This is a genomic window from Bibersteinia trehalosi (genome assembly GCF_004346205.1).
GTDB lineage: Bacteria > Pseudomonadota > Gammaproteobacteria > Enterobacterales > Pasteurellaceae > Bibersteinia > Bibersteinia trehalosi.
Window position 1 is genome coordinate 137,367 of record NZ_SMAM01000003.1, and the last position, 15,241, is coordinate 152,607.

General features: G+C 36.8%; 11 protein-coding genes. 2 read left to right on the forward strand and 9 right to left on the reverse strand.

From position 1 onward, the window contains the following. Positions 1 to 461: 461 nt before the first annotated feature. Complete coding sequence (leuA, locus tag EDC51_RS04250; RefSeq protein ID WP_025266866.1) at positions 462 to 2,009, forward strand: 2-isopropylmalate synthase; 1,548 nt, start codon at positions 462 to 464, stop codon at positions 2,007 to 2,009. Positions 2,010 to 2,079: 70 nt separating this feature from the next. Here the strand turns inward: leuA and recB are convergent, their stop codons facing one another. Beyond that, a complete protein-coding gene (gene recB / locus EDC51_RS04255; RefSeq protein ID WP_131928254.1) occupies positions 2,080 to 5,682 on the reverse strand; it encodes an exodeoxyribonuclease V subunit beta in 3,603 nt (1,200 codons plus the stop codon). An 801-nt stretch (positions 5,683 to 6,483) separates the two neighbouring features. Here recB and rep point away from each other — a divergent pair. Further along, positions 6,484 to 8,502, forward strand: coding sequence for a DNA helicase Rep (rep, locus tag EDC51_RS04265; protein WP_131928256.1), 2,019 nt, complete (start codon positions 6,484 to 6,486; stop codon positions 8,500 to 8,502). Between the two features lie 4 nt (positions 8,503 to 8,506). On the opposite strand, the gene EDC51_RS10935 is transcribed toward rep, so the two are convergent. From EDC51_RS10935 to EDC51_RS04290, 8 genes are all read right to left on the reverse strand, one after another. Beyond that, positions 8,507 to 9,184, reverse strand: coding sequence for an ATP-binding cassette domain-containing protein (locus EDC51_RS10935; RefSeq protein ID WP_249038464.1), 678 nt, complete (start codon positions 9,182 to 9,184; stop codon positions 8,507 to 8,509). Position 9,185: 1 nt separating this feature from the next. Then, positions 9,186 to 10,586 carry a peptidase domain-containing ABC transporter gene (locus EDC51_RS04270; protein WP_249038465.1) on the reverse strand — a complete coding sequence of 467 codons (1,401 nt, stop codon included), beginning with the start codon at positions 10,584 to 10,586 and terminating at the stop codon, positions 9,186 to 9,188. Positions 10,587 to 10,739: 153 nt separating this feature from the next. Further along, complete coding sequence (locus tag EDC51_RS04275; RefSeq protein ID WP_131928257.1) at positions 10,740 to 11,114, reverse strand: hypothetical protein; 375 nt, start codon at positions 11,112 to 11,114, stop codon at positions 10,740 to 10,742. Positions 11,115 to 11,563: 449 nt separating this feature from the next. Further along, positions 11,564 to 12,724 carry a cupin domain-containing protein gene (locus EDC51_RS04280; protein WP_131928258.1) on the reverse strand — a complete coding sequence of 387 codons (1,161 nt, stop codon included), beginning with the start codon at positions 12,722 to 12,724 and terminating at the stop codon, positions 11,564 to 11,566. 14 nt (positions 12,725 to 12,738) lie between these two features. After that, on the reverse strand, positions 12,739 to 12,900 hold the full coding sequence (locus tag EDC51_RS10840) for a hypothetical protein (protein WP_170169267.1): 162 nt from the start codon (positions 12,898 to 12,900) through the stop codon (positions 12,739 to 12,741). A gap of 497 nt (positions 12,901 to 13,397) precedes the next feature. After that, on the reverse strand, positions 13,398 to 13,724 hold the full coding sequence (locus tag EDC51_RS04285) for a hypothetical protein (protein WP_131928259.1): 327 nt from the start codon (positions 13,722 to 13,724) through the stop codon (positions 13,398 to 13,400). Between the two features lie 310 nt (positions 13,725 to 14,034). Beyond that, positions 14,035 to 14,157 carry a hypothetical protein gene (locus EDC51_RS10990; protein ID WP_282957649.1) on the reverse strand — a complete coding sequence of 41 codons (123 nt, stop codon included), beginning with the start codon at positions 14,155 to 14,157 and terminating at the stop codon, positions 14,035 to 14,037. Between the two features lie 262 nt (positions 14,158 to 14,419). After that, positions 14,420 to 15,187, reverse strand: coding sequence for an HlyD family secretion protein (locus tag EDC51_RS04290; protein ID WP_231882711.1), 768 nt, complete (start codon positions 15,185 to 15,187; stop codon positions 14,420 to 14,422). Between the last annotated feature and the right edge of the window lie 54 nt (positions 15,188 to 15,241).

Below are 15,241 nucleotides of genomic sequence, written 5' to 3' on the forward strand. Positions count from 1 at the left end.
TTAATTTTATTAGTTTTGGGAACGTTTTTCTATTTTAGCTCAAATGTTAAGCAGTTGTGCTAAACCGCAGAAAAGAGTAGGTTTTAGCAAAACTGCCTTTTTTTATGCGAGATTAAACGCACTAAAACAGATTTAAATTTTAATAAATCTATTTTTTTAAATATTTTAGTCTGTTATTTAACGTTAATTTAACATGGTAAACGTTTGCTTTTATATGTTGTGCTATTGACTTCATTTTTTAAGCAGATATGATACCTGCAATTTCTGAATAACAATGCAAACATAAAACACACAACAATGGTAAAACACTTCTCTCTTAGCTTACGACTGTTATCGCGCTTAGTGCGAGGCTGATGTATAGTTGGAGAAAAGTACTATCCACACTTGCCCGCACTTAAATGCGGGTTTTTTTTTACCTGTGTTTTTCAAGCATAGCCAAAAATTCTTAATAGGAGCTTAATATGAGCAACAATAACATTATTATTTTTGATACTACGTTACGTGATGGTGAGCAATCACTCAAAGCCAGCTTGACGGTGAAAGAAAAGCTACAAATTGCTTTAGCGCTTGAACGTTTGGGCGTAGATGTGATGGAGGTTGGATTTCCGGTCTCTTCTTCTGGTGATTTTGAATCGGTACAAACTATCGCTCGTCATATTAAAAATAGCCGAGTATGTGCATTAAGCCGAGCGGTAGAAAAAGATATTGATGTTGCTGCAGAAGCCCTGAAAGTCGCTGAAGCTTTCCGTATTCATACCTTTATTGCAACCTCTGCTTTACACGTAGAATCTAAATTGCGTAAGTCTTTTGATGATGTATTAGCAATGGCGGTACAAGCGGTTAAAAGAGCAAGAAAATATACCAATGATGTAGAATTTTCTTGTGAAGATGCAGGTCGAACAGGTGTAGACAATATCTGTCGTGTTGTTGAGGCGGCTATCAATGCCGGAGCAACGACGGTAAATATTCCTGATACTGTTGGTTTTTGCCTGCCAGTAGAGTATGGCAGCATTATTGCGAATGTCATGAATCGAGTACCAAATGTCGATAAAGCTGTGATTTCAGTGCATTGCCATAATGATTTGGGTATGGCAACAGCAAATTCTTTAACAGCCATTCAAAATGGTGCACGCCAAATTGAATGTACAATCAATGGTATTGGCGAGCGTGCTGGTAATACCGCATTAGAAGAAGTGGTAATGGCGATAAAAACGCGTTCTGAACAGTTCGGCGGGCTAGATACTCGGATCAACACTCAAGAAATTCATCGTGTCAGCCAAATGGTAAGTCAGCTTTGCAATATGCCAATTCAGCCAAATAAAGCCATTGTTGGCTCAAATGCCTTTGCGCATTCTTCTGGAATTCATCAAGATGGCATGGTGAAAAATAAGAACACTTACGAAATTATGTCGCCAGAAACTATTGGTCTGAAAAAAGAGAAGCTGAATTTAACGGCTCGTTCAGGTCGTGCAGCGGTAAAAAACCATATGGAAGAAATGGGGTATCAAGAGTGCGATTATGATTTAGATAAACTTTATGAAGCCTTCCTTGCATTGGCAGATAAAAAAGGACAAGTCTTTGATTATGATTTGGAAGCACTAGCCTTTATTGATATGCAAGCGGGCGATGAAGATCGTTTAAAATTGGATGTGATTACGACTCAACTGATTAGCGGTTTGCCTGCATCTGCTTTTGTGCAAGTTGAGCTTGATGGCGAACGTTTAAGTGCGACCTCTCAAGGCGGTAATGGCCCAGTTGATGCCACATATAATGCGATCATGAATATCGTAGGTATGGAATTAAATATTTCACATTACAATCTCACCGCTAAAGGAGAGAGTGCACAAGCATTAGGACAAGTAGATATTGTAGTGGAATATGAAGGGCGTAAATTCCATGGTGTGGGGCTAGCAACCGATATTGTTGAATCTTCCGCACGAGCACTTGTGCATGCCATTAATGCAATTTATCGTTCACAAAAAGTGGCTAATATTAAAGCAAAGAAATAACAGTAATCTATAAGGGCAGCGTAGCGCTGCCCTAGGCTCAATAAATTAGACAACCTAATTGTACCTGTGCTTAATCAAATAGTTGATCGAGTTTTTCTATTAGGGTTTGACTAGGTCGGTCAAAATAAACACCGCTGTTTAGCTCACCATTCATTCCCCGTAAAAACAGGTAAGCTACCCCGCCAAAATGCTTTTCATAACTATAATCTTTACCAAGCCGAGAATTCAAGTAACGGTGTAGTGCAAGTGTATAGAGCAGATATTGTAGGTCATAGCGATATTGCCCCATCGCTTTTTCGATTTTTTCAGCACAATAATCTTGTGGCAGTTTACCTAGATAGTTTGATTTGTAGTCGATAATATAGAATTTGCCTGCCACTTGTACCACCATATCAACAAAACCGCGTACAAAGCCATCTAGCTGTTTAAAATGAAAATCTGGTAGATTTTTGGCTAAACGGCTTTCTGCTTTCAAAAGCTGATTAAGTTGTGGCAACGCTTTTTCATTACGTAAACGCAGATAAAATTGCCATTCATTTAAGCGTTTATCACTAGCAAAATCAGCTAGGCGAAGATTATCGGCAAAAGGTGTATAGATAATTTGATTGAGCCACAGTTGTAGAGGCTCAAGCCATTCTTCGCTTAAGTCTAGCGGTTGGCAAATTTTTTCCTGAATTTGAGCGCTTGTCAGTGGCTCGGCAAAGTGCCATTCTTCAAATACTTTATGCAATACATTACCAACTTTAGTATTATGCGGGAAGCTGAAAGGGCTGTAGAACAGTTTACTTTCCTCGTTGCTATCATCCGCTGCTAAATAGTCTTGGCTGCGATCGTAATCTTGTGCGTCATCGCTGATAACAAGCGGTTGATTTAGCTCCCTATTTTGCAAACGCTCATGTTGAGCATGTAGTGCACTAAAACTGGTGAGCTGCCTATTTGAATGGATCTGGGTTTGAAAAACTTTTGGCTGAAGGATTGTTGGCGCTTCATTTGTGGCTTGCCAAGTATCAGCTAGTACAGGGCTAAATGGCTGTATTTGGCTGCGGAGTTGCTTTTGAGCCAAAAGTTGCTCGGTTGGTTGTTGAATTTCTTCACCGCCCAAACCAATTTCGCCATTACTAAGCAGGTAGCTTACACTATTCCAATTTTCGTCGAATTGCTCAGGTAAAATCAGGTTTAATTGGTGTTTTGCTCGGGTTAAAGCAACATAAAGCAAACGTAAATCTTCTGCAAATTCTTCTTTCGTAAGTTGTTGTTGTTCTTGTTCAGAAAGAGGCGAAAAAGCCCAACGCAATGCATGGTTTTCATCATGGTAAGTTGTGGGTGTATTCTTTTTACCAAAGGCGCCTATTTCACTGAATGGCTTGCTTGCTTTTGCAATAAATGGTAGCCAAACAACTGGGTATTCTAAGCCTTTTGAGCCGTGAATTGTCACAATTTTTATCAACGCTTGTTCGCTTTCTAAGCGTAATTTTTGTTCATCAGATTGCCCATTGGGTTCATTAAGTTGCTGCTGAAACCATTGAATTAATGCGCTTTCATTGCGGCATTCGAGCATTGCCTCTTGTAGTAGCTCGGCAAGGTGAAGTAAATCGGTAATGCGTCGCTCAGCATTTTCTTGACTACTTAGACGCTGAATAATGCCTTGTTCTAGGAAGATTTTATGGAGCATCGGTAAAATACCTTGCTGCTGCCAGATGCGGTGATAATGAATAAATTGCTCAACATAGCTTTCCCAACGTTGTTCATCATGCTTTAACTGAAAAATTTCGTGGGCAGCAAGACTCCAAAGTGAGGTGCCTACCGCGGTTAATAAATTGCCTTGGTGATATGGATTAACGCAGGCTTGCAAAATAAACAGCAATTCTTGTGCTTCGGCAGATTCATACACACTATCACGCGCAGAGAGATAGATTGCTTGGATTTTTCGTCGCCATAGCTCATGTTTTATCAATTCAGCCTCGTTTTTACCTCGAACTAAAATTGTGATGTCTTTGGCTGCAAGCGGATGTTTCTCGCCATTTTTTTGCAAAAATAATTTGCCTTGTGCAGCAAGTTTGAGCTGTTGTTGGATGTGGTAAGCACAATATTCGGCGGCGTGCTGTGCATCAAATTCAGGTAACAAATAGCAGTTGCTTTGGCTTGCTCCCTGCAAGGTTTCATCAGGTTCTTTAGCCTGTACTGCTTGGAATTGAATACCTTGATAAATAAACGGACTTTTGCCATTTTCAGGAAAACTAAACAACGCATTAATATCGCTAACAATTTGTGGCACTGAGCGCCAGTTTTTATCCATGGTTACGCACAGATCTACCTGTTTAGCCGCATTGAGATATGAGAAGATATCAGCATGGCGGAATTTATAGATCGACTGTTTTGGGTCGCCAATCATGATAAAACCTTGATTTTCTACCCCTTGAATAAAAATGCGCTGGAAAATTTCATACTGTTGGCGGTTAGTATCTTGGAACTCATCGATCATCGCAAAACGGAATTGTGTACGAATAGCTTGGGCAAAGCGATCTCCATTTTCACCTTGTAGCGCGGTGTGTAAGAAATCGGTTATGTCGTTAAAGCTTTTTTCTCGGTGCGATTGTTTATAGGCCGAGAGTTTCTTGCGTAGGTGGGTTAAAAAACGAAAAATTAGAATGTTATATTCCTGCTTCTCACTAAACTGCTGTAAGTAATGTTGAGCTAATTGCTCTGCCTGCTCAAGGAGTGGCGAGACTAACGGATCAGCCCCTTTTTCTGCTTTATTTGCGATAAAAGATTGGGTGAATTTTTCCCAATTTGCGGGGAGGGTCGTACTATGCGTTTTTGCCCATAAATCAAGTTCGGCAAGATATTGTGAAGTACGAGCAGGTGTGTAACTACGGCGGCTGAGAGATTTTGGCGTTTTTGGCGGGTATTTTTTATCCAACTCACCTAAAACTAGGGCGCTGATTTGGGCGCTATTTTCTTGCCAGAATTGTTTTAATTGGCTAATAGCGAGGCTTTTTTGTTGAGCAAAGTCGGCCAGCCGGCTTTGAACGACGGATTGGTGTGCGGATAATGCTGGTAATGAACCGGAAAGGGATGCTTGTACGATTTTTAAAGCCTGTGCAGGGGTTTTGAGGTGTTTACGTACCAATTCGCTTTCGGCTAATGACATCGAATAAAATAACTCTCGCCAGCTCTCTTCACTTAAGCGCGCTAATAAATTTTTTTCATCAGGTTGTAAGTCAATATCAAAGCGCATTCCAGAATCAAAAGCATACTGAAACAGCATTTTTTGGCTGAAGCTATCAATAGTAAAAATACTGGCAAGATCCATTTCTCGCTCAGCAATTTTTAAGCGTAAGCGAGCGGTATTAAGGTTTGGCTCAATGGCTTGATAGAGCTCGAATAAAAAAGGATCTTGCGCAAATGCTGCTTTTGAGTCTTCACTTTCCACATCTTGAAACCACTTAGCTACATTGCCTAATTTAGTTCGAATACGATCTCTTAGCTCTTGAGTTGCTGCTTTGGTAAAGGTGACAACCAAAATTTGTTCTGTGGTTAAAGGCTCGCATCCTATACCTAAAATTAAACGTAGATAGAGATTTGCCATGGTATAGGTTTTCCCTGTACCTGCAGAAGCTTCAATTAATACGGATTGATTTAGAGGAAGAGAGAGTGGCTCAAGAATATTCATTGTTATGCCCCAAAATACAGAATAAGGGAATTTTAACATTCAATCAGCTAGTGGTCATTGCTTAATATTGACTACTTTTCTCTTAAACCGTGCGGATAGGAAATCTTTTTTATCAGCTTACCAATGGAATACTTTGCGTGTGCAGCCATTGATTTGCTTATAACAGCGTTGCTCTTGCGGAGGGAGTTGGGAAAAGGATGTGAGAACAAGTCGCAAGACTAAGGGTAAAGTAAAAGAGTAGAACTTTCATATGTGTTCTCACTAAAGGCATTTTAATACTGAGCGGCTAATCTTTTCGATAAATAGCATAAGTAATCGGTAAAAAAATTAGCGCCATAGCAATAGAATAATTTATTGCGCTTAATAGGGAATAGCCGTGTTCTCCCATAAAATAAACTTTACTAAAGAAGATTATTGCATTGATGAGCGAGAGAATACTTAACGATCGGAGCGTAGTAATATTTCTGTTTTTTAGCTGAATAGAAAAGATTCTAATTGAAGCAACTATAATAATAATTAAGATAAAATCAGCCATTGTATTTCCTTAAATTCTAACCCACCAAGATTAATATCCCAATTTCTACAGACACGATGTTTTGAAAAGTTTGGTGCTTTGTTAAAGACGTTATACAGCGCCTTTATTGTGTCAAGATTTGTAAACTAGGGTAAATGCCATTTGGGCTAGAGTCAATAAAAATTGCTAAAAAATGTGCAAAATTGCACATTTTGTTGTTTCTATTTGAGAACTTGCAAAAAATCCGTAAAATTCGACCGCTTGTAAACGTAGAAAATGGGACTGTAATGAAACTCAATCCTCAACAACAACAAGCGGTAGAATATGTGCATGGCGCTTGCCTTGTACTGGCTGGCGCAGGTTCAGGTAAAACGCGGGTAATTATTAACAAAATTGCTCATTTGATTGCCCACTGTGGCTATGCGCCTAAGCAAATCGCAGCGGTAACCTTTACCAACAAAGCTGCACGAGAAATGCGTGAGCGGGTGGCGCACTCTATTGGTAAGACGCAGACTAAAGGGCTAACCATTTCCACTTTTCACACGCTCGGTTTTGAGATTTTAAAGCGTGAATACAAACTACTCGGGTTTAAGTCGGGAATGACGCTGTTTGACGAACATGATCAGCTTGCCTTGTTGAAACATCTTCTCCCCGAAACAGTAAGCGAAGATAAAGATCTGCTTAAAGCGCTGATTTCAGCAATTTCAAATTGGAAAAATGACCTGCTATTGCCTGAGGAGGTTATCGGGCGTTGTAAAACTGAACAGGAGCGTATTTTTTCTCATTTCTACGCGCAATATCAAAATCAGCTTAAGGCTTATAATGCCTTGGATTTTGATGATTTGATTATGTTGCCCACTTTTTTATTTCGCCAATTTCCCGAAGCGCTTGAGCGCTGGCAGAATAAAATCCGCTACCTATTAGTGGATGAATATCAAGATACCAATACCAGTCAATATGAATTGATTAAGTTGATTGTTGGTCGCCACAAAAATTTCACTGTAGTAGGCGATGACGATCAGTCGATCTACTCATGGCGCGGTGCAAGACCGGAAAATATGGCTCGTTTGCGTGATGATTTTGATTTGAAAGTTATCAAGTTAGAACAGAACTACCGCTCCAGCCAACGAATTTTGCACTGTGCTAATATCTTGATCGACAATAATGACCACCTGTTCGACAAACGGTTATTTTCTAATCTTGGTAAGGGCGAAAAGCTCAATGTGATTGAGGCGAAAAACGAGGAGCATGAGGCAGAACGAATTGTCGGAGAGTTGATAGCCCATCGTTATATTCATAAAACTAAATACAAAGATTATGCCATTCTTTATCGGGGTAATCACCAGTCTCGGCTCTTGGAAAAGTTGCTGATGCAAAACCGCATTCCTTACCGAATTTCAGGAGGAACATCGTTTTTTAGCAAGGCTGAGATCAAAGATATGCTTTGCTATTTGCGCTTGTTGGTTAATCAAGATGATGATGCGGCATTCTTGCGCATAGTAAATACTCCTAAGCGAGAGATAGGGGCGGCAACCTTGGAAAAACTAGGACAGTTAGCGAATGAAAAACAGGTGAGTCTATTTGAGGCGATTTTTGATTTTGAGCTGATTCAACGGCTTTCGCCTAAACCCTATCAAGCTCTGCAGGATTTTGCTCACTGGATTGTTGCATTAAGTGATCAAGCGCTGAGATCGGAGCCAAAATCTGCAATTACGGATATGCTGAGTAAAATTCAGTATGAAGCTTATCTGTACGAAACTGCGAGTAGCCCTAAAGCGGCAGAAATGCAGAGTAAAAATGTGGAAACTCTGTTTGACTGGGTAGAAAAAATGTTAGAGGGTGATGAAACAACAGATTCGATGAGCCTTGCGCAAGTAGTGGCAAATTTAACCCTGCGCGATATGCTTGAGCGAGAGGAAGATGATGATCAATCTGATCAAGTTCAGTTGATGACATTACATGCTTCAAAAGGCTTGGAATTTCCTCATGTTTTCTTAATTGGAATGGAAGAAGGGATTTTGCCGCACCAAAATAGCCTAGATGATGACAATGTAGAAGAAGAACGCCGCCTTGCTTATGTTGGCATCACACGCGCGCAACAGACGCTGACTTTCTCACTGTGTAAAGAACGTCGTCAATATGGCGAAATCATTAAACCTGAAGTGAGTCGTTTTTTACTTGAGCTCCCACAAGATGATTTGCAATGGGAGCGGGATAAGCCGACAATGACGGAAGCTCAACGCCAACAAAAAGTATCAGCAGGTTTGCAGGATATGATGGCGATGTTAAAAGCAAAGCAAAAATAGCTTATTAAGTGAGTTGAATAACCCTATCCGCTGATCGGATTGTCGATTGGCGGTGTGCTACAATAACACGTGTAATATTAAGTTGTGAGATTGCTTGGTTAACGATTTCTTCATTTTTTTCATCTAAATGGCTAGTTGCTTCATCCATAAATAGAATTTTCGGCTTTTTATATAAGGCTCTGGCAATAAATAATCTTTGCCTTTGTCCACCAGATAATTGGTTGCCTAATTCGCCTAATAGGGTTTCATAGTTCATCGGCATTGCCATGATTTCTTGGTGAATATTGGTTAGCTTTGCGCATTCAATTGCCCAATTGCGGTCATAATTATTTTCAAAACTCACAATATTTTCTAAAATCGAACCGGAGAAAAATTTATCTTCCTGTAATACGCAACCGATCATTGAGCGATAATTTGCCGAACCGATTTTCTGAATATCCGTATCGTTAAAATAAATCGTACCCGATGTCGGTTTAAGCAAACCGGACATTAATTTTAGTAGGGTCGTTTTTCCGAATCCGGACGGGGCAGTAATCGCCACACTTTCCCCGCTTCTTATTGATAAACTCAAATTATCAATCACATTTTTAGAAAAAGGATCGTACTGAAAGCTCAGGTTTTTAATTTCCAGGCCTGCGTTATCCATATTAGGCATAGGCTTATAACCGACATCATCTTCCACCTCATTTAAGGCAATATCGGCAATCCGCATCACGATGCAAGGAAAGAATCTTCAAGCCGAAAAAAACATTAATCAAATTTCCCATACGGGAAGAAAACGCTCCCCGATAAGCATTAAAGGCAACAAACATACCAAGTGTCATCACATTTTCAATTACCATCATCGCTCCCAGCCATAAAATTAAAATCTGCTCGATGGTTGAAATAAAGGTATGAATGCCTGAAAACAGCATATCGAATTTGGTCACGCGGATTGAGGTATTAAACGCATCTGCATTTAACGACATCCATTGTTCCTGTCTTTTTGCCTCGATACCAAGTGATTTTAATGTCCCCATTCCATATAGGGTTTCCATAAAATGAGAATGCGATTTCGCCCCCTTTACGATTTGCTCTTCGTTTAATTGGCGATAGACCATATAAGTGACGATTCTGAGTATGAAATAGATAGAAGAGAATGCTAACACCACCCAAAACAGCCAACCACCATAAATCAACATCATGATAATAACGCTGATAGTCATAATGCTGTCTATAATGGTTGAAACAATGCTTTGTGTTAATGTTTGCTGAATGGTCTTTAAGGAATTAAAACGTGAATGAATATCACCGACTTGCCGTTTTTCAAAAAATGAAAGTGGGAGTTTTAATAAATGGGAAAAGAAACTTGCCGTCCACTGAAAATCAATTAAATAATTCATTCGAAGCGAGATCCACGCCCGAAACATACTAACCGCCGTTCTAAATAAGGTAAACAGAAACAGACCGATACAGATAATAATAAGCATGGATTCATCTTTAGCTTGCATAACATGATCCATTACTAATTGTGTACCGATCGGCATAAGCAAACCGATTAACTCAATCAGCATTGAAAGGGCGAAAATTTTAACTAATGCTCCCTTAATGCCTGAAATATGCTTAATGGTTTCATACAGATTAATTGCATTTTCTGTCGGCTTTTTTTCAAACTTCACTTCAGACCAAACTTCTAAGGCGACACCAGTGAAATGTTTTGAAAATTCTTCTTTAGCAATTTTACGTTTACCGAATGCTGGATCGTGCAAAATAAAATGGGTAGGCGTAGTTTTTACCAAAACCACAAAATGGTTGAAATCCCAATGTAAAATACAGGGCAGCTTCAGCTGTGGAATTTCATCCAATTCCAAAGAGAGCGGACGGGTAAGCAAACCACAATCTTTAGCGGTTGATATAAGTGTCTGTAAAGTTACGCCTCGGGAAGATGTACCGTATCGGTTCCGCAATTCGAATAAATTACTGCTTTTGCCGTAATAGCCCAAAATCATCGCCAAACAAGCCAACCCGCACTCGGCGGTTTCCGTTTGCAATACCATCGGCATTTTGCGGAAAAGATCAAATTTAAGCTGTTCTAAGCCTTTCATTGTTACTCCTATTTCAATTAATTTATAAGAACAGCATATAACTTTACGAATCAGCATTATAGCGATCTTATATTATTCGCTTATTTCCAATAATACTGTTCAATAAATTCCCAATAAGAAATAGAAAAATTAATTTTTATTTTTTCTTATTAATTATTGGTAGTTACAACCATCACCATAGTCTGAGCCGGATTGGTTATTTTGACATTGGTTTTTAATAGAATTATTTATCATATTTCCTGTGCCTATTAAGCCTCCCCCAACTCCGGCACCAATTATCTCTGCATATTTTGTTGCACGAATAGCCGTATTTGCCACACTTGCAACACCTCCTATTGCACCAGCTGCTCCATACCCTACAACTCCCCCTATAGTAATGTCTTGACCTGTATATGCTTGTTCAGCAATATAGGCACTAACCCCTGTTGTAGCACCTGTTCTAACAGCAGGATTTGATAACATAGTTCTCGTAATAAAAGCCATGCTGCCCATAATAAGTTGGCAATCATTAATACTGATCTCTTTCATTTTTATTTCCTCTTAAATAATAAATTAGAATTTCTTATATACATTATATACTATAGGTAATGTAATTATAGACATAGATATAGAATAAACAATTGTACGTAATATTGAATAATCATACCCCCAGAAAAAATGTACACGAAAAAATATTACTACTGAATTTACAATGGCAATAATTAGAACGCCTTTAACATTGCTGACATTAAATTTATTTAGCAAAAAAGACAAAAGGCAAGTAAAGGTTATAAAAAATATAACTAATATAAAATCTGACATACCCCTCCAATGTTTAAAAACAAGAATTAGTATTGCAATCCAAATTTAATTCATTATCAATGTTTTGTTAAGAATTTGTTTAGATAATGTTTCTTACATTTCATTATTACTCCTACTTCAATTAATTTATAAGAACAGCATATACTTTACAAATTAGAATTATGGTAATGTTTATCTTATTCACTTATTTTCAGAACACCGATATAAGATAATTGCCAAATAAGCTCTGAGATTTTTTCTTTTTTATCTTCAGGTATATGTTTTAGAAGATGTTCTAATGTAAACTCATCACCTTGTTTAAGCAAAGTGATAATTTCACTAAATTCTTTATCTAGAGAAATTCCATAACCATTTGAAACAATTTTATTTTCATAATTAAAATAGTGGTTTTTAGTTTTAAATGAAATTTTTTGCTTCTCTGACATAGAATTACATTGACAATTTCCAAAAGTTTCCAAATTCAGCGGTTTTTCAATCCGTTTTTTATCATAGAAATTTTCAATAAATTTCCGATAATTTTCTCTATCTTTTATGTATTCTGCAGTTTGATTTGCCAATTCTTCAAGAAATACTTTGTCAGCTTCATAATAAGATAAAGAGGCTCGGGCAATTTCTTTTTCAACCATATTTTGAGCGATCCAAGTCAAATAATTATTGACATAGGCAGGAAATACCCCTACTGCTAAATGGACAGTCTCTTCTCCAACTGGAACAGGGTCGTGCCACCAGCCACGAGGTAAATAGAGAATATCTCCGGCTTCTAAAACAATATCCATATACACATCATCTAAATTCGGATCGTATTCTGGCATATCTTTACTGCGATGCATAAATAACGGATTTTTAAATGTCGGGGCGTGAATAATCCAACGTTTTTTACCCTGCATTTGAACCGCAAAAATATCACGGCTGTCCCAATGGCTTTTAAATGAACGCTGTGTATTAAAAGCGATATATAAGCTAGAAAAGATATGACAACCAGTAAACTGGGCGATTTCCTGAGAGAAAACATCGACACTTGGCTCGTTTACAATACCGTTTGCCACTAATGTTGCCCCATCTCGTAAGAAATTATATAAATTTTCTTCTTGGAATTTATAGCGAAGCGTACCTAAATCATCATACTGTTCTAAATAATGGGACTTTTCTAATTTCTGACCTTTATACATTAATTTAATCGCATCTTCGGAAATCAGATCACATCTTGGCAATACTTCATTAATCTCTTTCCAAGAGAGTAAATCTTGATGAGAAACAGCCCCCTTCATTAATAAAGGTTTCTTTTCAAAATATTGTTCAATAAATTCCTGATAAGAAATAGAGAAATTAATTTTCATATTTTTCTCCTTAATTATTGGTAGTTACAACCATCACCATAGTTTGAGCCTGGTTGGTTGTTGCAAATTGAGGATGAATTTAAACTACTTTTAATTCCTTGAGATGAATTACTGATAAATCCTTCTGCAGCCCCACCATTTACTATTTGACAATCTTGAATACTTAATTCTTTCATTTTTATTCTCCTATAATGTAATTAAAAATTATTCTTATATATTGCAATTAATAATATTATCAATATATAAGATATTATTTGAGCATTGCCATTTTGTTTTTTTTCTTTAAATAATCTACTAAACAAAAATAAATCCAATATTTTAACAATAACCACAGGAATTACTATAATCAATATTAAAAAAATAAAATCAAACATATTACTATCCTAATAAAATACCCCGCCATGAAAGACTGAATTTATAGGTGAACTTGCATTAAGCAAACGCTAATAAGAATAAATATCATAATCAAAAAAACTAACTGCTTGTCAATTTTTGTTAATAATTTGTTTGGATGACCTTATAAGCCTTTCATTGTTACTCCATATTTTTGGTTAATTCATACATTGGGAACAGCATCTATTCGTACAATTTACGGTTTTCTATTTTCAAAATATTGTTCAATAAATTCCTGATAAGAAATAGAGAAATTAATTTTCATATTTTTTCTCCTTAATTATTGGTAGTTACAACCATCACCATAGTCTGAGCCTGATTGGTTTTTTGAATTTATAATCTTTGATGTACCAAAATTCGGTTTTATTGGCAAAGATGATGGGATTAATTCTGTCATTCCCATTGGTAAGGATTCCTCGTTCACTGTAATAGGAAGACTACGAGCTAAATCAAGTGCTAAATTTACAGAAGCACTCGAAACACCAGCTAATGCACCACCTTTAATAAATCCAGTTGCAAACGCAACACCATAAGAAGCTAAATCAGGCTCATTATTTTTTGAACCTCCAAATACCAAACTTAATTGTTCAACTGATAGCTCTTTCAATTTACTCTCCTTTAATTATATTTTTAATTTTGAATATAATAAAAAAAAACAATATTAATATAATGCCAATACTTGTCGCATTTATTAAAATATATATACCTCCTTCACTTTTCATATAATTATCTTTTGCATAAAAAAACAGGTTGGAAAATAGAGAGATAAATTAAATCCTAGACAGAGATTTCTTAAAGAAAGTTTTATAGTCTCTATATTCCATAAACAATTTATAGATAAACGGAATGGTTACGCTTAGAGTAAAAAATAGTACTTTAATATACATATAAAAACACCATGCATTAATAACAAAAATTCAAAACGCTGATATAAGATAATTTCCAAAGAAATCCTGAAGTTTTTCTTTTTTATCTTCAGGTATATCTTTTATTCCATATAAGGTTACTTCAACAATATCTTCAGTTTTTAATTCTTTCATAAGATACCTATCTATAAGTTTATAATTACAATTAATACTATTAAAAATATTTCACATAAATCTCCTTTATCACAAAAACAGAATTATAATTATTATACCTACTTACTATAGATGATATTGAATAATCATTCCTTCAGAAAAAATGAATATGAAAAAGTATGAAATGTAACGATAATGCGAATCAATACTATAATCAAACTGTAGTCATATTGTCAATATTTTGTTAATAATTTGTTTGGGTAATGTTTTGTTCCTTTCATTTCTACTCCATATTTTTGGTTAATTCATACATAGGGAACAGCATCCATTCGTATAATTTACGGTTTTCTAAAAATAAGGTAATTTCCGCTTTCATTCCGCTCATAAAATAGAGGGTTTTATTATTGTAATTTACATTTTGATCTTGTAATTCAATCTGTGTTTTATAGAGTGGGACCATCCCCTGTTCGATATTTTGTGGCAGATTTTTATAAAAACTGAGCTCCTGCAAAGAAGCGGGCAAAGTAGAAATATGCTTTATTTTCCCTTTAAACTGACCGAATTTTTCAAACGGAAAGGCTTCATAGCGGATATTAACTTCATCGTCGGTATTGATAAAAGAAACAGCACTGTTTGGTACCCAAACCACCAGCTGATAATCGCCCTTATTTTGAGGAATAATCTGTGAAAGTACGTCACCTTCTTTCACAATTTGCCCGACTGTTACACCGGTCGATTCCACAATACCGTCGGCTGAAGCATTCACAATAATTTCGGCAACCGATTCCTGCTCCATTAAACGAATATCCAAATCGCTTTTTTGCATTTCATAGCGAATAATCTGATTATCAAAGTCGGTTTTACGGGTTTCAATTTCATTTTCCAAATTTAGAATATTCGACTTTAGCTGAACCAATTCTTGCGTCACATCATTAAAAATCGTTCTTTGTTGGAAATACCTTGAACGTTGATTATTTACTTCATCGTGGGAGGAATGCCCCTGCTTAAATAATTTTTGATAGACTTTTAACAATTCAGCATAATCATTCATACTTTTGCGCACTTCAACCAAATAATTAGATTTATCTTGCTGAATCGATTTATA

Bases quoted from the DNA above. Each gene is read 5' to 3' on its own strand.
- EDC51_RS04290 (WP_231882711.1), bottom strand. From the start codon at position 15,187: ATGAATGATTATGCTGAATTGTTAAAAGTCTATCAAAAATTATTTAAG.
- EDC51_RS10990 (WP_282957649.1), bottom strand. From the start codon at position 14,157: ATGAAAGAATTAAAAACTGAAGATATTGTTGAAGTAACCTTATATGGA.
- recB (WP_131928254.1), bottom strand. From the start codon at position 5,682: ATGAATATTCTTGAGCCACTCTCTCTTCCTCTAAATCAATCCGTATTA.
- EDC51_RS04270 (WP_249038465.1), bottom strand. From the start codon at position 10,586: ATGAAAGGCTTAGAACAGCTTAAATTTGATCTTTTCCGCAAAATGCCG.
- EDC51_RS04280 (WP_131928258.1), bottom strand. From the start codon at position 12,724: ATGAAAATTAATTTCTCTATTTCTTATCAGGAATTTATTGAACAATAT.
- rep (WP_131928256.1), top strand. From the start codon at position 6,484: ATGAAACTCAATCCTCAACAACAACAAGCGGTAGAATATGTGCATGGC.
- leuA (WP_025266866.1), top strand. From the start codon at position 462: ATGAGCAACAATAACATTATTATTTTTGATACTACGTTACGTGATGGT.
- EDC51_RS10840 (WP_170169267.1), bottom strand. From the start codon at position 12,900: ATGAAAGAATTAAGTATTCAAGATTGTCAAATAGTAAATGGTGGGGCT.
- EDC51_RS04275 (WP_131928257.1), bottom strand. From the start codon at position 11,114: ATGAAAGAGATCAGTATTAATGATTGCCAACTTATTATGGGCAGCATG.